General features: G+C 70.7%; 20 protein-coding genes. 13 read left to right on the top strand and 7 right to left on the bottom strand.

The features are described from left to right. Nucleotides 1-102 precede the first annotated feature (102 nt). Nucleotides 103-1,068 (top strand): hypothetical protein, encoded by a 966-nt coding sequence (locus tag OG302_RS23425; RefSeq protein WP_371528558.1) that lies wholly within the window; start codon nt 103-105, stop codon nt 1,066-1,068. Nucleotides 1,069-1,337: 269 nt separating this feature from the next. Here OG302_RS23425 and OG302_RS23420 read toward each other — a convergent pair whose 3' ends face one another. Next, a complete protein-coding gene (locus OG302_RS23420; protein ID WP_371528557.1) occupies nt 1,338-2,012 on the bottom strand; it encodes a maleylpyruvate isomerase family mycothiol-dependent enzyme in 675 nt (224 codons plus the stop codon). Between the two features lie 101 nt (nt 2,013-2,113). Here OG302_RS23420 and OG302_RS23415 point away from each other — a divergent pair, with 101 nt between their 5' ends. The 3 genes from OG302_RS23415 (at nt 2,114) to OG302_RS23405 (ending at nt 5,453) form a co-directional block, all read left to right on the top strand. Further along, nucleotides 2,114-2,773, top strand: a complete 660-nt coding sequence (locus OG302_RS23415; protein WP_371528556.1) for a hypothetical protein — start codon at nt 2,114-2,116, stop codon at nt 2,771-2,773. A gap of 20 nt (nt 2,774-2,793) precedes the next feature. After that, nucleotides 2,794-3,867 carry a GNAT family N-acetyltransferase gene (locus OG302_RS23410; RefSeq protein WP_371528555.1) on the top strand — a complete coding sequence of 358 codons (1,074 nt, stop codon included), beginning with the start codon at nt 2,794-2,796 and terminating at the stop codon, nt 3,865-3,867. Nucleotides 3,868-4,208: 341 nt separating this feature from the next. Beyond that, a complete protein-coding gene (locus OG302_RS23405) occupies nt 4,209-5,453 on the top strand; it encodes a Cmx/CmrA family chloramphenicol efflux MFS transporter (RefSeq protein ID WP_371528554.1) in 1,245 nt (414 codons plus the stop codon). Here the strand turns inward: OG302_RS23405 and OG302_RS23400 are convergent. Genes OG302_RS23400 through OG302_RS23390 form a run of 3 tightly spaced genes read right to left on the bottom strand, consistent with a single transcriptional unit; the run spans nt 5,436 to nt 6,396 of the window. Further along, nucleotides 5,436-5,744 (bottom strand): NIPSNAP family protein, encoded by a 309-nt coding sequence (locus OG302_RS23400; protein ID WP_371528553.1) that lies wholly within the window; start codon nt 5,742-5,744, stop codon nt 5,436-5,438. The genes OG302_RS23405 and OG302_RS23400 overlap by 18 nt on opposite strands. 32 nt (nt 5,745-5,776) lie before the next feature. Beyond that, the gene (locus tag OG302_RS23395; RefSeq protein ID WP_371528552.1) at nt 5,777-6,043 is read right to left on the bottom strand and encodes a DUF4031 domain-containing protein; all 267 of its coding nucleotides are present in this window, start codon (nt 6,041-6,043) and stop codon (nt 5,777-5,779) included. Next, the gene (locus OG302_RS23390; protein ID WP_371528551.1) at nt 6,040-6,396 is read right to left on the bottom strand and encodes a hypothetical protein; all 357 of its coding nucleotides are present in this window, start codon (nt 6,394-6,396) and stop codon (nt 6,040-6,042) included. Before OG302_RS23390 ends, OG302_RS23395 begins: the two co-directional genes overlap by 4 nt. Before the next feature lie 144 nt (nt 6,397-6,540). Here OG302_RS23390 and OG302_RS23385 point away from each other — a divergent pair, with 144 nt between their 5' ends. The 4 genes from OG302_RS23385 to OG302_RS23370 all read left to right on the top strand — a co-directional run bounded on the left by OG302_RS23385 (nt 6,541) and on the right by OG302_RS23370 (nt 11,193). Further along, on the top strand, nt 6,541-7,464 hold the full coding sequence (locus tag OG302_RS23385; protein ID WP_371528550.1) for a MurR/RpiR family transcriptional regulator: 924 nt from the start codon (nt 6,541-6,543) through the stop codon (nt 7,462-7,464). A 78-nt stretch (nt 7,465-7,542) separates the two neighbouring features. Then, nucleotides 7,543-8,562, top strand: a complete 1,020-nt coding sequence (gene murQ, locus OG302_RS23380; protein WP_371528549.1) for an N-acetylmuramic acid 6-phosphate etherase — start codon at nt 7,543-7,545, stop codon at nt 8,560-8,562. A gap of 80 nt (nt 8,563-8,642) precedes the next feature. Then, complete coding sequence (locus tag OG302_RS23375) at nt 8,643-10,169, top strand: PTS transporter subunit EIIC (RefSeq protein WP_371528548.1); 1,527 nt, start codon at nt 8,643-8,645, stop codon at nt 10,167-10,169. A 265-nt stretch (nt 10,170-10,434) separates the two neighbouring features. Then, nucleotides 10,435-11,193 carry a polysaccharide deacetylase family protein gene (locus OG302_RS23370; RefSeq protein ID WP_371528547.1) on the top strand — a complete coding sequence of 253 codons (759 nt, stop codon included), beginning with the start codon at nt 10,435-10,437 and terminating at the stop codon, nt 11,191-11,193. Between the two features lie 33 nt (nt 11,194-11,226). On the opposite strand, the gene OG302_RS23365 is transcribed toward OG302_RS23370, so the two are convergent. Continuing rightward, nucleotides 11,227-11,451, bottom strand: a complete 225-nt coding sequence (locus OG302_RS23365; RefSeq protein WP_371528546.1) for a hypothetical protein — start codon at nt 11,449-11,451, stop codon at nt 11,227-11,229. Then, complete coding sequence (locus OG302_RS23360; RefSeq protein ID WP_361832081.1) at nt 11,448-11,663, bottom strand: hypothetical protein; 216 nt, start codon at nt 11,661-11,663, stop codon at nt 11,448-11,450. Before OG302_RS23360 ends, OG302_RS23365 begins: the two co-directional genes overlap by 4 nt. A 114-nt stretch (nt 11,664-11,777) precedes the next feature. Between OG302_RS23360 and OG302_RS23355 the strand changes: the two genes are divergently transcribed. The 5 genes from OG302_RS23355 to OG302_RS23335 all read left to right on the top strand — a co-directional run bounded on the left by OG302_RS23355 (nt 11,778) and on the right by OG302_RS23335 (nt 16,143). Further along, complete coding sequence (locus tag OG302_RS23355) at nt 11,778-12,620, top strand: helix-turn-helix domain-containing protein (protein ID WP_371528545.1); 843 nt, start codon at nt 11,778-11,780, stop codon at nt 12,618-12,620. Beyond that, nucleotides 12,601-12,873, top strand: coding sequence for a DUF397 domain-containing protein (locus tag OG302_RS23350; protein ID WP_371528544.1), 273 nt, complete (start codon nt 12,601-12,603; stop codon nt 12,871-12,873). The genes OG302_RS23355 and OG302_RS23350 overlap by 20 nt, the downstream gene beginning before the upstream one ends. Nucleotides 12,874-13,101: 228 nt before the next feature. Beyond that, nucleotides 13,102-13,968: a hypothetical protein gene (locus OG302_RS23345; protein ID WP_371528543.1), complete on the top strand. Its 867-nt coding sequence runs from the start codon at nt 13,102-13,104 to the stop codon at nt 13,966-13,968. A 177-nt stretch (nt 13,969-14,145) separates the two neighbouring features. Continuing rightward, entirely contained in the window at nt 14,146-14,604 is a 459-nt protein-coding gene (locus OG302_RS23340) for a Uma2 family endonuclease (protein ID WP_371528542.1), read from the top strand. Nucleotides 14,605-14,889: 285 nt separating this feature from the next. Continuing rightward, a complete protein-coding gene (locus tag OG302_RS23335) occupies nt 14,890-16,143 on the top strand; it encodes an esterase/lipase family protein (RefSeq protein ID WP_371528541.1) in 1,254 nt (417 codons plus the stop codon). 99 nt (nt 16,144-16,242) lie between these two features. Here OG302_RS23335 and groL read toward each other — a convergent pair whose 3' ends face one another. After that, nucleotides 16,243-17,868, bottom strand: a complete 1,626-nt coding sequence (gene groL / locus OG302_RS23330) for a chaperonin GroEL (RefSeq protein ID WP_160505762.1) — start codon at nt 17,866-17,868, stop codon at nt 16,243-16,245. Nucleotides 17,869-17,932 lie beyond the last annotated feature (64 nt).

Below are 17,932 nucleotides of genomic sequence, written 5' to 3'. Positions count from 1 at the left end.
CCGCCCCGCCTTGACTTCATACCCCTAGGGGGTATCGTCAGAACCCATGAGAAGCCGCCACCCGGCGCACGCCGCCCCCTCACTCGCCTCTCGGGAGCCGTCATGAACACCGGATTGAAGATCACCGCCTTCACCGCAGCCGTCGCCGCGACGTTCGGCACCGCGTACGGGGTCGGCCGGGGTGTCGACCCCGTGGCCGCGGAGAAGAAGCCCGCGAGCGAGCACGGCGGGCACGAGGACGGGGGCGGGGGCGGGGGCGAGCAGGAGACCCCGACGGAGACAGCGCCACCCGGCGGGCTGCAGATCTCGGAGCGCGGCTACACGCTCGCCCTGAAGACCCCCCGCATCGACGCCGAGAAGCGCGAGGAGCTGCGGTTCGCCTTGGTCAGGGGCGGCAAGGGCAAGAACGTCACGGCGTACGAGAGGCAGCACGGCAAGGAGCTGCACCTGATCGTCGCGTCACGCGACCTGACGACCTACCGCCACCTGCACCCGACGCGCGCGGCGGACGGCACGTGGTCGACGCCGGTCGAGCTGCCGCGTGCGGGCGGCTACCGCGTCTTCGCCGACTTCAAGCCCACGGGCGCGAAGGAGGGCCTGACGCTGGGGGCGGACCTCGCGGTGGCGGGGGAGCACGAGCCGAGGGCGCTGCCGGAGCCGAACAGGAAGACGTCGGTCGACGGCTACGAGGTGAGCCTCAAGGGCGAGCTTAAGCCGGGCAAGTCGAGTGCTCTGACCTTGGACGTGGAGAGGAACGGCCGGCCGGTGACCGACCTCCAGCCCTACCTCGGCTCGTACGGCCACCTGGTCGCCCTGCGGTCCGGTGACCTCGCCTACCTCCACGTGCATCCCACCGGTGAGCCCGGCGACGGCAGGACGAAGCCGGGCCCCGGGGTCTCCTTCGCGGCGACCGCGCCGAGTGAGGGGACGTACCGCCTGTTCCTCGACTTCAAGCACGAGGGACAGGTACGGACGGCAGCATTCACCGTCCAGACCGGCACCACCGCCGGGGCCGGGGCCGAGGCCGGGGAACCCCCCGAGTCCCACGACGCGGGCCACGCACACTGAGGGGGACGGGACGCTGCGAACTCTCCTACGGGCGCGTGGTGGCTGGCCGCGCAGTTCCCCGCGCCCCCTAAAGGGGCAACCCCAAGCGGCCCCCGCAAGGGGCGCGAGGAACGGCGCGAGCAACCACGACGCACCCGCAGACAACGCCTCGTCAGGGGCGCGGGGAACGGCCCGACCAGCCACAACCCACCCGCAGACGTACCCAGCACCCAGTACCCAGACAGCCCCACCCCGCAAAAGGCGAGACCCCCGGTAGGGAAACGGAACCCTCAAGTAAAGATCGGCAGCTCCGCCTCCCGCACCCCCGCCAGCTCATAGCGAGTCCCCGCCAGGGGACGCCCCGTATAAAGCCGAATCAAAGTCGCCGCATCGCCGATGTACCGGGCCGGAGGCCGGGACCCATCACTCACCCCCAGGACAAGCGGCTCATCCAGCCCCTCCACATCCGCATGCAGCGCCGGCGCCCCCGAGACCCTCCCGCTGTACTCCCCCAGCAACACCAACGCGTCCCCCAGCCCCGCCCCGCCATACGCCCCCGGCAACCCCCACGCCTCCCGCACATCCCCCGCGTGCACCCACTCCCCCAGCGCCACCCCGTCAAGCCGCCCCTTCGCCTTCGTGATGAACGGCCCCGCCTCCGTCATCCCGCGCTCCAGCTCGTCCACCACACGGGAGTTGGACCAGTCGGCACGCTCGGCGATGTCGCGGTCGTTGGCCTCCGGGGAGTACACCCCCTCCTCAAAGCGGCTCTCGACCACCCGCATCAGCGCGGAGCCGCAGTGCGCGAGCACATGCCGCACCGTCCATCCCGGACAACAGGTCCGTACCTCGAACGCGGAATCGTCCGCATCCCTCAACAGCGGTATGAGCAGGTCACGTTCAGTCCGGAGCAGCCGCCCCGGCCGCTCGGCGTCGTACGTCTCTTCGGTCCTCGTGGTCGTCATGTCGGCAGCCAACCGCCTCGTGCCGCACATGGCAACGGGGCACGGCCAGGTGACACCCAGGTGACACCCCACCCGGGCACCCCGGCGTTTAAGGTCACCCCATGCCCCATGACGACCCCATGCCCAACCGCGACAAGGAACTCCGCGCCCGCTGGCACGCGACCCTGCTCCGCGCGAGCGAGGGAACCCCCGACCCCGCGCCCTACGCGGACAACCTGCTCGCGCGCTGGGCCGAGCCTCAGCGGAGGTATCACACCACCGCCCACCTCACGGCGGTCCTCGACCACATCGACGTACTGGAGGACCACGCCGACGACCCCGAGCTGGTGCGGCTCGCGGCATGGTTCCACGACGCGGTGTACGCGCCGGACCGCTCCGAGAACGAGGAGCGCAGCGCCCGACTCGCCGAACGCGCCCTCCAGGAGGCCGGGTTGGCGCCCGCCGACACTGCGGAAGTGGCCCGTCTCGTACGGCTCACCGTCAGCCACGACCCCGCCGACGGCGACCACAACGGCGAGGCGCTGTGCGACGCCGACCTGGCGATCCTGGCCGCGGCCCCGGACGCCTACGCCGCGTACGCCGCCGCTGTCCGCGAGGAGTACTCCTTCGTGCCCGACGAGGACTTCCGCGCGGGCCGGGCCGCCGTGCTCCGGCAGCTCGTCGCGCTGCCCCGACTGTTCCGCACGCCGTACGGGGCGGCCGAGTGGGAGGGCCCCGCGCGGGAGAACCTCGCGACGGAAATGAAGCTGCTGGGCCCCTGAGGCTCCCGTACGCTCGGCGCATGATGGCGATGGGCGGGGACCAGGTCGAGGAAGCCGTGGCGCATGCGGCGAAGGTGCTGCGCGCGGCGGTGGGGCTCGACTGGAGCGTCAAGGCGGGTGGCCTCGAATGGAGTTGCCTGGAGACGGCCGAGCACATCGCGTGCGATTTCGTCTCGTACGCGGGGCAGTTGACGGGCCGGGCGACCGACGGATGGGTCCCCTTCGAGATCGCCTTCGACGAGGGCTCGGGTCCCGACGACGCGATCCGCGTCATCGAGTCGACCGGCGGCCTGCTCTCCGCGGTGGTGCGGACCACGCCGCCGGGGGTCCGGGCCTACCACCCGTACCCGCACGGCAGCGCGAACGCGGTGGGCTTCGCCGCGATGGGGATCGCGGAAGCACTGCTCCACACGTACGACATCGCGCAGGCCCTCGGCGTGGACGCGGAGCCGCCCGCCGCGCTGTGCGAGGCGGTGCTCGCCTGGCTCTTCCCGCAGGTCCAGCCCGCGCGGACGTCCGCCGACCAGTGGGCGACGCTGCTCTGGGCCACGGGGCGCGGGACGCTGCCGGGGCGCCCCCGGCTCGACTCCTGGCGCTGGCACAACTCCCTCTCGATCCCCGCCGGACGGGTCGTCCTGCGGGAGGTGCCCCCCGCCGCGGCGGCCGATCTCGCCGCGGGCGGCGCAGGGGGCTTCGCCTGGATCGAGGACGGGCCCTCCGACGGGACGCGCAGGGCCGCGGAGATGGTGATGAAGGCGTACGCGTCCGGGGTGCACCGGCCCGAGTGGGGCCTGTTCGCCCTGGTGCGCGCGGAGGACGAGACCGCGGTCGGCGGCATGGGCTTCCACGGCCCGCCGGACGAGGAGGGCGTGGCGGAGGTCGGCTACGACCTGGCGGTCGCCGCGCGGGGCCAGGGCTACGCCTCGGAAGCCCTCGACGCCCTCTCCACCCTGGCCCTGTCCCGCCCGGGGGTCACGTCCTTGCTGGCCGTGATCGACCCCGCGAACACTCCGTCGCAGGCGGTGGTCACCAGAGCGGGCTACGTCCGCATCTCGGACCGGGAAAACACGAGAGCGTACGCCCGCCGCCCCTAGCCGCTTCCCCCGATTCCCCAGCCCCCTAACGGGCCACCCCCAGCACAAAAGCCACCCCGGCCACCCACTGCGCAAAATTCCCACCCCCGGGCCCTCGCAGCACGAAGCCCAACCGGCCACCCGGCCGCCCGCAGCACGAAAGCCGACCCGGCACTCCACAGCGCAGGAGCCCACGCGCAACCCCGGCCCCCAGCCGCCTCGCCCCAAACCCCAGCCGCCCCCACCCCCCGGGAATGCCCCCAGCCGCCCCAACGTTCATGACTGTTATGCCGATACCTGACCCAGAGGCCCCCGCCCCCAAGGCTCCCCAGGCCTCCAAGGCCCCCCGGCCAGGGAAAAGCATGCCCGTAGCCGTGTACATCCTCGGCCTTGCCGTCTTCGCGCTCGGTACCAGTGAGTTCATGCTCTCGGGGCTCCTGCCCCCTATCGCGGACGACATGGACGTCTCCATCCCCCGCGCGGGCCTCCTCATCTCCGCCTTCGCCATCGGCATGGTCGTCGGTGCGCCGCTCCTCGCGGTGGCCACCCTGCGGCTGCCCCGCCGTACGACCCTCATCGCGCTCATCACCGTCTTCGGGCTCGGCCAGGTCGCCGGTGCGCTCGCGCCCACGTACGAGATCCTCTTCGCGTCCCGCGTCGTCAGCGCCTTCGCCTGCGCGGGGTTCTGGGCGGTCGGCGCCGCCGTCGCCATCGCGATGGTGCCGGTGAACCAACGTGCCCGCGCCATGGCCGTGATGATCGGCGGCCTCTCCATCGCGAACGTCCTCGGCGTCCCCGCGGGCGCCTTCCTCGGCGACAACTTCGGCTGGCGGTCCGCCTTCTGGGCGGTCGGCGCCGCCTCCGCGATCGCCCTCGTCGGCGTACTGACCCTCATCCCCCGCATCCCGCTCCCCGCCGAGAAGCCGCGCCTCAAGCAGGAGCTCGCCATCTACCGCGACCGGCAGGTCTGGCTCTCCATCGCCATCACCGCGCTCGCCGCGGGCGGCGTCTTCTGCGCCTTCTCGTACCTCTCCCCGCTCCTGACGGACGTCGCGGGCCTCGACAAGGGCTGGGTCCCGACCGTCCTCGGCCTCTTCGGGGCGGGCGCGCTGCTCGGCACGGCGATCGGCGGCCGATTCGCCGACGCCCACCTCTTCGGCGTCATGCTGAGCGGCGCCGCGGCCTCGACGGTCTTCCTAGTGGCCCTCGCGCTCTTCTCCGGTACGGCGGCCGTGGCGATCGCCCTGTCCTTTCTCCTCGGCGTCTCCGCCTTCTACACCGCCCCGGCCCTCAACGCCCGTATGTTCAACGTCGCCGGAGCCGCCCCCACCCTCGCGGGAGCGACCACGACAGCCGCGTTCAACCTCGGCAACACGGGCGGCCCCTGGCTCGGCGGCACGGTGATCGACCTCGACCTCGGGTACGCCTCCACCGCCTGGGCGGGCGCCGCCATGACGGCGGTGGCCATCGCCGCCGTCACGGTCTCACTGCGCCTGCACCGCAAAACCCCGAGCCGCGTCGTCACGACCTCCGGACCCGAAGCCGCCGGACCCGAAGCCTCCGCCCCCGAAGCCGCCAGCCAGGCACCCTCACTCCAGGGGCCGTAGGAACCGGCGCTCGTAACGCCGGATGCACCCCGTCCGGCGCGCCAGCTCAAAGGCTTCCTGGCACTCGGGATCCGTCGCACTGTCGATGCGGTACTGCTCGTACGCGGCGAGGCTCGGGAAGGAGAACAGGGCGTACGCGATGTCGCTGTCGCCCTCGCTGGGCAGGAAGTAGCCGTGGTGGTCGCCGCCGAAACGGTTGACCAGGCCGACCCAGCGGCGCCCGTACTCCTCGAAGTCGGCGACGCGGTCGGGGTCGGGATCGATCTCGTACTTCAGGTGAACGGTGATCATGGCGGCACCTTAGACACTCACCACGTACCGCGTTACGCAGGCCGCCCCTTGGGCCTCCGCAACCCCGCCTCCGTAAGCCTGCGCACCAGTTCCTTGGAGCCGATCTCGACCGCGCCCGCACGCACCGCGTCCTCGTAGCGGTGCGAGGGCAGGTCGTAGTGATCGCGCTCGAAGGCGCGCCTGGGGGCGCCGATGCCCGCCGCGAACGCGTGCAGTTCCTCGTACGAGATGTCGCTGACCAGGTGCGACCACAGGCGGCCGTGCCCCGGCCACGTCGGCGGGTCTATGTAGACCGTCACGTCAGGCCGCCCACCGGCGCCACGACGACGCCCGCCTTGCCGCACACCCAGTGCGGGTCGGGGCCCAACTCCGGTTCCACGTCCAGGGCGTGCGGGTCGCCCGAGCCGCAGACCGGGCAGATCGGCCAGCGGCCGTACCGCTCCAGGAGCGCGTCCTGGACGTCCTGGGCGACGAGCCCCGCGACGTACTCGACGCCCTCGGGCCACTGCTCGACCCACCAGCGGCGGTGCGCCACCGACTCCTCGACCAGCGAGACGACCTCGGCCTGGGCGACCTCGCGGGCCACCAGGTCGGCGAGGACAAGTGCACGAGCGGCGTGCAGCGCCTGCTCCAGAGGGTCGATCGCGTCCATGCAGCCATTGTCCACCCCACACGCAACCCGCAGGGCAACCCGGCGAGCACCCCAAGATCCACCGCCCCCGAAACCGCCACCCGGAACCAGAACCGGGACCAAAGGGGTCTTGACCCGTCCGCCCTCCGAAAATATCTTTCAAGCGTGACCAATGACGTGAAGGAAATTTTCGCGGGCGTCGCGCCCCCCGCCCCAGCGGCCCTCGCGGCCAAGGTGCGGACCCTCGCGCCGTCCATGACCCGCTCCATGCAGCTGGTCGCCGAAGCCGTCGCCGGCGACCCCGCGGGCTGTGCGGCCCTCACGGTCACCGGCCTCGCCGAGCTCACCGGCACCAGCGAGGCCACGGTGGTCCGCACCGCCCGCCTCCTCGGCTACCCCGGCTACCGCGACCTGCGGCTCGCCCTCGCCGGACTCGCCGCCCAGCAGCAGTCGGGCCGCGCGCCCGCCGTCACCGCCGACATCGCCGTCGACGACCCGATCGCGGACGTCGTGGCGAAGCTGGCGTACGACGAGCAGCAGACCCTCGCCGACACCGCGGGCGGCCTCGACACCGTCCAGCTCGGCGCCGCCGTCGCCGCCCTGGCCGTCGCGCCCCGCACCGAGATCTACGGCGTCGCCGCCTCCGGCCTCGTCGCCCAGGACCTCGCGCAGAAGCTGCTGCGCATCGGCCACATCGCCCATGCGCACTCCGACCCGCACCTGGCCGTCACGAACGCCGTCACCCTGCACTCCAAGGACGTGGCGATCGCGATCACGCACTCCGGGTCGACCGGTGACGTCATAGAGCCGCTGCGGGTCGCCTTCGAGCGCGGGGCCACGACCATCGCGATCACCGGACGGCCCGGCAGTCCCGTCTCGCAGTACGCGGATCACATCCTGACCACCTCCACCGCGCGCGAGAGCGAGCTCAGGCCCGCCGCGATGTCCTCCCGGACCAGCCAACTGCTCGTCGTGGACTGCCTGTTCGTGGGCGTCGCCCAGCGGACGTACGAGACGGCGGCCCCCCGACTCGCTGCCTCGTACGAAGCGCTCGCGCACCGCCACAGCCCGCGCGGCGGCAGCCGCTGAAACCCGGGCCCGCCCCCCAGCACGCACCGCACCCCCCACCACCCGCCCCCCCCGCCGCACACGAAAGAGCCGCACCTCATGACCTCCACCACCGACGCCGACGCCACCCCCTCCCCCGCCCCCGGTGGCGGCGAGACGTACGGCGAACTCCGCGCCCAGCTGGACACGCTCACCACGGAGGCGTTCCGGCCCGAGCTCTCCGAGATCGACCGGCAGCCCACGCTGGAGATCGCGAAGATCATGAACGGTGAGGACGCCACCGTGCCCGCGGCCGTCGCCGAGCAGCTCCCGGCGATCGCCGCAGCCATCGACGGCACCGCCGAGCGCATGGCCCGCGGCGGACGGCTCATCTACGCGGGCGCGGGCACCGCCGGGCGCCTCGGGGTGCTCGACGCCTCCGAGTGCCCGCCCACCTTCAACACCGACCCGGCCGAGGTCGTCGGCCTCATCGCGGGCGGCCCGAGCGCCATGGTCACGGCGGTCGAGGGCGCGGAGGACAGCAAGGAGCTGGCGGCCGAGGACCTGGACGGGCTCCGGCTCACCGCGGACGACGTGGTCGTCGGCGTCTCCGCGTCGGGCCGCACCCCGTACGCGATCGGCGCGGTCGAGCACGCGCGGGCCCGGTACGGCGCGCTGACCATCGGTCTGTCCTGCAACGCGGACAGCGGTCTCGCGGCAGCCGCCGACCACGGCATCGAGGTCGTCGTCGGCCCCGAACTCCTCACCGGCTCCACCCGGTTGAAGGCGGGCACCGCCCAGAAGCTCGTCCTGAACATGCTGTCGACGATCACGATGATCCGGCTCGGCAAGACCTACGGAAACCTGATGGTGGACGTACGCGCGTCGAACGAGAAGCTGCGCGCCCGCTCGCGGCGGATCGTCTCCCTGGCCACCGGTGCCTCCGACGAGGAGATCGAGACGGCCCTCGCCGCCACCGACGGGGAGGTGAAGAACGCCATCCTCACCATCCTCGGCGGAGTCGACGGCCCCACGGCCGCCGACCTGCTCGTCGCCTCGGACGGCCACCTCAGGGCCGCCCTCGACACCTCGCGCACGAACCGCACCACCAGCACCACAAGCACCACAAGCACCACCTGACCCACCTGACCCACCTGACCCACCTCTCCCAGCCGCTGGAAGAACAGCGCCACCCGCACGCACAGCAAGGCACCCCGCACATGGCAACTGACAAGAACCGCGCCACAGCCGCCGCGATCCTCCCCCTCGTCGGCGGCGCCCAGAACATCACGTCCATCGCCCACTGCATGACGCGCCTGCGTCTGAACCTCGCCGACCGCTCCCTCGTCGACGACGAGGCCCTGAAGGCGCTGCCCGCCGTGATGGGCGTGGTCGAGGACGACACGTACCAGATCGTGCTCGGCCCGGGGACGGTCGCCCGCGTCACCCCCGAGTTCGAGGCGCTGGTGGAGGAGGGCAGGTCGGCGGCTCCGGCAGTGGCCCCTGCGGCGGCCCCCGAGCACGTCCTGACCGCCGAGGAGTTGGCAGATCAGGGAGCGGCGATCAGGGCGGCCCGCAAGGAGAAGAACGCCACCCCGTTCAAGCTCTTCCTGCGGCGCATCGCGAACATCTTCGTGCCGCTGATCCCGGCCCTCATCGGCTGCGGCATCATCGCGGGCATCAACGGCCTGTTGATCAACCTGGAGTGGCTGCCGGGCATCACCCCGGCGCTCGCGGCGATCGCCTCCGGGTTCATGGCGCTGATCGCGGTGTTCGTGGGCTTCAACACGGCCAAGGAGTTCGGCGGTACGCCGATCCTGGGCGGCGCGGTCGCGGCGATCATCGTCTTCCCGGGCGTAGCGAACATCGAGGCGTTCGGTCAGAAGCTGTCTCCCGGCCAGGGCGGCGTGCTGGGCGCCCTCGGCGCCGCGGTCCTCGCCACGTACATCGAGAAGTGGTGCCGGAAGTGGGTTCCGGAGGCCCTGGACGTTTTGGTCACCCCGACCATCACCGTCCTCCTCTCGGGCCTGGTCACGATCTTCGGCCTGATGTTCCTGGCGGGCGAGGTCTCCACGGGCATCGGCACGGCGGCGAACTGGCTCCTGGACAACACCGGCGCCTTCGCGGGCCTGGTCCTCGGCGGTCTCTTCCTGCCCCTCGTGATGCTGGGCCTGCACCAGGCCCTGATCCCCATCCACACCACGCTCATCGAGCAGCAGGGCTTCACCGTCCTGCTCCCCATCCTGGCGATGGCGGGCGCGGGCCAGGTCGGCTGCGCGATCGCGGTCTACAAGCGCCTGAAGAACAACACCTCGATCCGTACGACGATCAAGTCCGCGCTCCCCGCGGGCTTCCTCGGCGTGGGTGAGCCCCTCATCTACGGCGTCTCGCTCCCCCTCGGCCGCCCCTTCGTCACGGCGTGCGTGGGCGGCGCGGCGGGCGGCGCGTTCATCGGCTTCTTCTCGATGATCGGCGAGAAGGTCGGCTCCACGGCGATCGGCCCGTCGGGCTGGGCCCTGTTCCCCCTCCTCGACGGCAACAAGGGCCTGGGCCTGACGATCGCGATCTACGGCGGCGGCCTGCTGGTCGGCTATGTCGTGGGCTTCGTCGCGACGTACTTCTTCGGCTTCAGCAAGCAGATGCTGACGGAACTCAACGTCGACACGACCGCCCATGAGCAGGTCGTCGCGGGCTCCCCCGCCCCGACCACGTCCGAGGGCCCGGCCAAGTCGCCGGCCGCGGTCTAGCCGGGAAAATCGGCGGTATCGACGGTCGCCGCGAACGGATCCGGCAGCTTGAGGCTCTCCCCGAACGGCACCCGCTCGGCGTGCTCAGCTCCCTCGCCCTGACTTTGGACGCCGCTCGCGGCGCGTTGTCCGTGAACGCCCCCGGAATTGTCCGTGATCCGTAACGGACTCAACCCCGGTGCATCCCCTTCCCCCTTTTCCTCGTCATGCCAGGTGGCCGCGCGGGACCGGGGCGCGGTGAGGGACGGGACGCAAAGGGGCGGACATGGCACGGCACAGCGGCGGGCGTGGCTGGTACGGCAAGATGATCGGGGCGGCGCTCGGGGTGACGATGCTCGCCACCGGCGCGGGCGTGTGGAGCGCACAGGCGGGCACCTCGGACGACGCACCGGCAGCCAAGAAGCCGAGCGCCGTCAAGCCCGTCGCGGCGACCATCGCGCACTCCTCGGATAAGGGGAAGCGCGGCGTCAACCTCACCATCGACGACGGCCCCGACCCCGTCTGGACCCCTCAAGTACTCGCCGTGCTCAAGGAGTACGACGTGAAGGCCACGTTCTGCATGGTGGGCACGCAGGCCGAGGCGCACCCGGACATGGTGAAGAAGGTCGTCGCCGCCGGGCACCGCCTGTGCGACCACTCCGTCTCGCACAACACCGCCATGGACAAGGACACCCACGCCTACCAGTCGAAGCAGATAGTCGACGCCGAGCGCATGATCACCAAGGCGTCCGGGGGCGTACGGCCGATGTACTACCGCGCCCCCGGCGGGGCGTTCACCCCCTACAGCCGCAAGCTCGCCGCTTCCCACGGCATGCGCCCGCTGGGCTGGAACGTGGACACCAAGGACTTCGAGCGTCCGGGCACGGACGCCATCGTCGCCACGGTCCAGCGAGAACTGCCCAACGGGCCGACCCTCCTCTTCCACGACGCCGGCGGCGACCGCACCCAGACCGTCGAGTCCCTGCGCCGCCTCATTCCCCAGCTCAAGCAGCAGGGTTACGAGTTCGGCTTCCCGGTCCGCTGATCCCTGCCTCCGGCCCCGTCCCCGGCCCCGCGTTCACGGCAGCCGCCGCTCCCGGTTGAGCCGCCTCACCTTCTCCCGCAGCACTTCGCCCGGCGGGGCCTGCCCGAGGGACTCCGGCGGGCAGTCCCACTCCCGGCCCCCGCCGAGCGGCCTGAGATGCACGAGCCCGCCCTCGCACCCCATCACCTGCCCGACGCTGCCGTCCCGGTAGTCGACGGCGTACGTCCCCGCCTCCGGCACACTCGGGTCGCCGTTCACCTCGCCCCACTCTCAAGAACGGCGGCCAGCCGCAGCGCCGTGTCGAGGTTGCAGCGCCCCAACTCCACCAGCGGCAGGGCTCCTTCCGCCGCCGCCGTCAGCGGGTCCATCCGCAGCGACGGCAGCGTGACGCCGACTTCTTCGAGCCCCGATCTCAACTGCCGCACGGCCTCCTCCGCCGCCCGCACCCGTTCCTCCGCCGTCAGCGCCATGACCTCCGCCTTTCACACTGGGTATTGCGTTTCATCACCCAGCGTGTCCGGCGCTGCGTACCCTGAGAAGCAACCACGTCCCAACAAACGGCCTTGTTGGATGAGGAGTTGCCCGTGACGCGCCCCAAGGACCTCGACCCCTCCTCGAACCCCCGCGCCCTCCTCGGATGCGAACTGCGCCACGCCCGCGAACGGAAGGGGATCAGCCAGGAGGCCCTCGGCGCGCCCCTGTTCGTCAGCGGCTCCTTCATCGGCCAACTGGAGGCCGGCACGCGCCGGATGCACCTGGAGTACGCCCAGCACTTCGACGAGGTCCTCGATACGGGGGGCTTCTTCGCCCGCAACTGCAAGGCGGTCGCCAAGTCGAAGTATCCGGATCACTTCGCTGAGGCGGCTGAGGCTGAGGCGGTCGCGACGGCCATCAAGCAGTACGCGGCCTTGCTGATCCCGGGATTGCTTCAGACGAAGGCGTACGCGACAGAGGTGTTCCGCGCCTACCACCCGACGGCGACGGACGACGTGATCGACGCCCAGGTGGAGGTGCGGCTCGAACGTGCCCGTCTCCTCGACGACCCAACAACGCCGTTGTTGTGGGTGATTGTTGACGAGGCGGCCCTCAGACGGGCGGTCGGCGGCGGTGCTGTGATGACGGAGGCGCTTCGCCACATGGCGGGCCTCGCGCGTGAACACCGGATCATCATGCAGGTGCTGCCGTTCGGCGCTGGGGCGCACGCGGCGATGGCCGGAACTCTGAGGCTCATGGAGTTCACCGACGCACCCCCGCTCTGCTTCGTTGAAGGGCCGGACATGGGAAGGCTCCTCGACGATCCAGTCACAGTCGCTCGTCACACCCTGATGCTCAATCTCCTCCAGGCCACAGCCCTCCCCCCACGGGAGTCACTGGCCCTGATCGAGTCGGTAGCGCAGGATTACGAGTATGGAGAACTGCACCCGTGAGTACGAGTACGACCTGAGCACGGCGGTCTGGCACAAGTCGAGCTACAGCGGCGGCAGCGGTAGTGACTGCCTGGAGATGGCCCACTGGCGCAAGTCCACCCACAGCGACGCCAGCAGCGGCGACTGCCTCGAAGTAGCCGACGGGCACCCGCACCTCGTCCCCGTCCGCGACTCCAAGAACCCCACCGGCCCGAAGCTCGTGTTCCGGTCCACGGCCTGGTCCGCTTTCCTCGCGGATCTCAAGGCCAACTGACTCCGGGGCTCAAGCGACCAGCGCCGAGCCCCCTTTTCAAGGAACGGGAGGCGGGCCTCAACCCGCCCTCCCTCCCTTGGAGTTGGCGGACACGATCACTTTCGGAAGGCGACTTGCCACGCAGCGTGACAACGCTCTAGCGTGCCCGAATAACGAACGACCCCCGCCAGGTGCTGACAACACCTCCGGGGGTCTGCCCAACAAGATCGAAGGAAAAGTTCGATCCATATGGATGCCATCCAGCTTAGTGCTGCCGTGCGCCCGACGCACGCGACTCCCCACCCCCTCGCCAATCCGGGCTACGGAAAGCGTTCGGCACCCGAACAACTCCCCCGTACGAACCACGACTTCCGCCATCTCCCGCCCCGCGAGGCGGCCATCGCCGCCATCCTCGACCGGCTCCCCGACGGTGCGGACATCTCCGTAAAGACCCTGGCCAAGCACCTCCCGTACGGCCAGTGCGCCCTCCGTACCGCCCTCAACAGGATTCAGGCGGCAGGGCACTTGCGTCGCGGCAGGGAACACGTGCACGGGGCGGGCAGCGCCCGCTGGGTCACTCGAACGTGGTTCTCCCGGACCGCGCGGGACGACGCGTGGTGGGCGGCCTTCACGCGTGGCGACGTGCCGGATGCGGACCCGGAGAGACCCCGGCATCCCACCCGCAGCCGCGCATTCATCCTCCTCGCGGCTCTCGGCCGCACGGCTCCCGCCCTGTCCCTCTCGTACGCGGACTGCATCGCCCTGGAACCGCAGGTCTCCGAGTGGTTCACGCGCGGCGCCACGGAGCCGGACGTACTCCACGCCCTGACCGCAGGGCTCCCCACCCCCGTCCACAGCCCGGCGGCCCTCATCCGCAACCGCCTCACGACGAAGCTCCCTCCGGAACCGACCCCCCGCCCCGCCCTCCGTGTCCTGGAGTGCGGCAGATGCGGAACACCCGGCCGCCCCGAAGCCCTGCCCGGCGGCCTGTGCGGCCCGTGCCGGGGCGAACCCGCCCCACGCCGCGAGGCGCTCCTGCCACCCGCAACGGTCCACTCCCACGCGGCAGCGGCACGCGCCGCCGCCCGTCGCCCCCAGGAAAGGACACACGTATGACCGCCCCAACGGTCCGACGGCATACGGCCGGGGCACGGTGGGAGGGAGGAGGCACCACCATGACCCCTGGCACCGATGAACGCCCGCAGATGTCCGTCGAGGACTTCGAGGAGCTCGCCCGCGTGGCCCCCGAGAGTCACGCTTGAACTCATCAACGGAAAGCTAGAGGTCAAGCACGTGCCGGACGGCGACCACGGCGAGATCATCATGTGGGTGCTCCGTCAGTGCATGATGCAGCGCCCCGAACTCGCCCTGTACGTGGAACAGGGACTGCGGGTCGACACGTACCGGAAGGGTTGCATCAGACCGGACGGCACCCTGGCCCCCGTCGGCTACTTCGCCGGACAAGGCGAATGGGCTTCTCCCAACGGCGTGCTGGTGGCCGTCGAGGTGACCTCCCGCGACCGGGACACCGATCGCCGCGACCGCCAGGACAGGCCGCGCGCCTACGCCTACGTCGGCATCCCCGTCTACCTGCTCATCGACCGCGAAAAGCACTCCGTCGTCGTGTACAGCTCGCCGGAGAACGGCATCTACCAGAGCCGCCGGCCCTACCGCTACGGCTCCGCTGTCCACATCCCCGCCCCCGTGGCCCTCACCCTCGAAACCGAAAGGCTCAAGGACTACGTCGACTGACCCCAGGCGGGTCCCGTCGCCTTCGGGACATACTTCCGCGCCCCGCGTCGGCCAAAGCTGACCGAGTCGAGCACCACCCCGGCACACCCGTCACAGCCGCGCATCCCCTACCCAGGCCCGGCGGCTCCCGCCCCCGTACGGCACGGGCGAAAGCGGCCAACTGCCCGTTGTCCGAAAGGCCCCCGCCCGCCCGGTGAATCACGGTTGCCGTCTTTCGGCGCCTACCGCGCGTATCGAGGATGGCACCTGCCGTCATCGAAGACGCACAACCGGAGGGGACCCTTCATGACCGAGTTCAACGAGCCGAACGAGCCCGACGAACAGCAGATCGCGGAGGCTCTCGGGGCCGCGGCCAACATCACGCTGGCGCCCGGCCCGAGGGAGGCCAGGGAAGCCCCCGCCGCCGCGCCCGAGCCGGACCAGGAGTGGACGCTGCCGGAGGGCAGGGCCTGGGTGTATCTCGCGGACCCCGGGCGCGGGCTCACCAAGCCGGTGATCCTGGGCGACGGCTTCAACAGCGGGCCGAGCGACCTGGACTTCTCGTGGGAGATCCTTGAGCGGGGCCCGTACCCGTTCCTCACCGAGCTGCGGCAGCGCGGTTACGACGTCATCCTGCTCGGCTTCGACGAGCGCAGCGCCTCGATCCTGGACAACGCCAGGGCCGCACGGTCGGCGATCCAGGAGGCGATCGCGCGGCGCGTCGGCAACCACCCGCTGACCGTCGGCGGCTTCAGCATGGGCGGCCTGGTCACGCGGTACGCGCTCGCCAAGATGGAGCACGACAACGTCGACCACCAGACCGAGCTGTACTTCTCCTTCGACAGCCCGCACCGCGGCGCCTGGATCCCGATCGCGCTGCAGTCGTTCGCGCACTACATCCGGCGGCTCAACGCGGCCTTCTCGAACCAGATGAACAGCCCGGCGGCGCGCCAGCTCCTGTGGCAGCACATCTCCGAGTGGGACGACTCCCCCGAGACCGACAAGGAGCGCATCGAGTTCCTCGCCGAGCTGGAGCGGGTCGGCGGCTGGCCCAGGCGCCCGAAGAAGATCGGCGTCGCCAACGGCGTGCGCACCGGCGTGGCCAACGGCATCGACCCCGGCGTACGGGCGTTCCGCGGCAAGGGCCTCGGCATCACCGGCACCCACCTCTACACGCAGCCCGCGGGCGAGGAGAAGCTCGTCGCCCAGCTCCGCGTGGTGACCCTGCGCAAGCCGCAGATCCGCACCTCGGGCATGCCCGAGATCGACGGTGCGCCCGGCGGCACCCTGGAGGGCTTCGGCATCCTCGCCGACGAGCTGAACAAGATCCCCGCGATCATCGGCCTCGGCTCGGAGGCGGAGACCCGCGAGCACTGCTTCGTCCCCTCGGTGAGCGCGGTCGCCCTGCGCGACATCGACACCCACGAGAAGCTGCACGACCCGTTCCCGGAGGACTCCGGGGACAGCGAGCTCGACGAGTACCTCTGCGCCTCCCACAACGAGGGCCACACCCTGGTCACGGAAGAACTCTGCACCTGGATCCTGGACCGCCTGCCCTAGACCGCACCGGGAAACGCCCGAGGGCGGCACCCCTTCGTGAGAAGGAGTGCCGCCCTCGGTTCGCGTGGAGCGATGAACCGCTGATCAGCCAGAGGCGGATCAGAAGTCCATGTCACCGCCCGGCATGCCGCCGCCGGCCGGGGCAGCGCCCGCCTTCTCCGGCTTGTCGGCGATGACGGCCTCGGTGGTGAGGAACAGCGCGGCGATGGACGCGGCGTTCTGCAGGGCAGAGCGCGTGACCTTCGCCGGGTCGAGGATGCCCTCGGCGATCATGTCGACGTACTCACCGGTCGCGGCGTTCAGGCCGTGGCCGATGGGCAGGTTGCGGACCTTCTCGACGATGACGCCACCCTCAAGGCCGGCGTTGACCGCGATCTGCTTCAGCGGGGCCTCGAGGGCCAGCTTCACAGCGGCGGCACCGGTGGCCTCGTCACCTTCGAGCTCAAGCTTCTCGAAGACAGCGGCTGCCTGGATGAGGGCCACGCCACCACCGGCGACGATGCCCTCTTCGACGGCGGCCTTCGCGTTGCGAACGGCGTCCTCGATGCGGTGCTTGCGCTCCTTGAGCTCCACCTCGGTCGCGGCACCGGCCTTGATGACCGCAACACCGCCGGCGAGCTTCGCCAGGCGCTCCTGCAGCTTCTCGCGGTCGTAGTCGCTGTCCGAGTTCTCGATCTCGGCGCGGATCTGGTTGACGCGACCCTGGACCTGGTCGCTCTCACCGGAGCCGTCGACGATCGTGGTCTCGTCCTTGGTGATGACGACCTTGCGGGCGCGGCCGAGCAGGTCGAGACCGGCGTTCTCCAGCTTGAGGCCGACCTCCTCGGAGATGACGGTGCCACCGGTGAGGATGGCGATGTCGCCGAGCATGGCCTTGCGGCGGTCACCGAAGCCCGGGGCCTTGACGGCGACGGACTTGAAGGTGCCACGGATCTTGTTGACGACCAGGGTCGACAGGGCCTCGCCCTCGACGTCCTCGGCGATGATCAGCAGCGGCTTGCCGGACTGCATGACCTTCTCGAGGAGCGGAAGGAGGTCCTTCACGTTCGAGATCTTCGAGTTCACGATCAGGATGTACGGGTCGTCGAGCGACGCCTCCATACGCTCCATGTCCGTGGCGAAGTACGCCGAGATGTAGCCCTTGTCGAAGCGCATGCCCTCGGTGAGCTCAAGCTCAAGACCGAAGGTCTGCGACTCCTCGACGGTGATGACGCCTTCCTTGCCGACCTTGTCCATCGCCTCGGCGATGAGCTCGCCGATCTGGGTGTCGGCGGCGGAGATGGAGGCCGTAGAAGCGATCTGCTCCTTGGTCTCCACGTCCTTGGCCTGCTCAAGGAGTGCGCCCGAGACGGCCTCGACGGCCTTCTCGATGCCACGCTTGAGGGCCATGGGGTTGGCACCGGCGGCTACGTTGCGAAGGCCCTCGCGGACCAGCGCCTGCGCCAGGACGGTCGCGGTCGTCGTGCCGTCACCGGCGACGTCGTCCGTCTTCTTCGCGACCTCCTTGACCAGCTCGGCGCCGATCTTCTCGTACGGGTCCTCGAGCTCGATCTCCTTGGCGATGGAAACACCATCGTTGGTGATCGTGGGGGCACCCCACTTCTTCTCGAGGACGACGTTGCGACCCTTGGGGCCCAGGGTCACCTTGACGGCGTCGGCGAGCTGGTTCATGCCGCGCTCGAGGCCGCGCCGTGCCTCCTCGTCGAACGCGATGATCTTGGCCATGTGAAGTGGTCCTCCCGGACAGGGGTGGCATGCTTCCGGATCGCGCCAGCGCCCGCGACGGACG

It is taken from the genome of Streptomyces sp. NBC_01283 (genome assembly GCF_041435335.1).
GTDB lineage: Bacteria > Actinomycetota > Actinomycetes > Streptomycetales > Streptomycetaceae > Streptomyces.
This window is presented reverse-complemented; position numbering and strand designations above follow the sequence as displayed.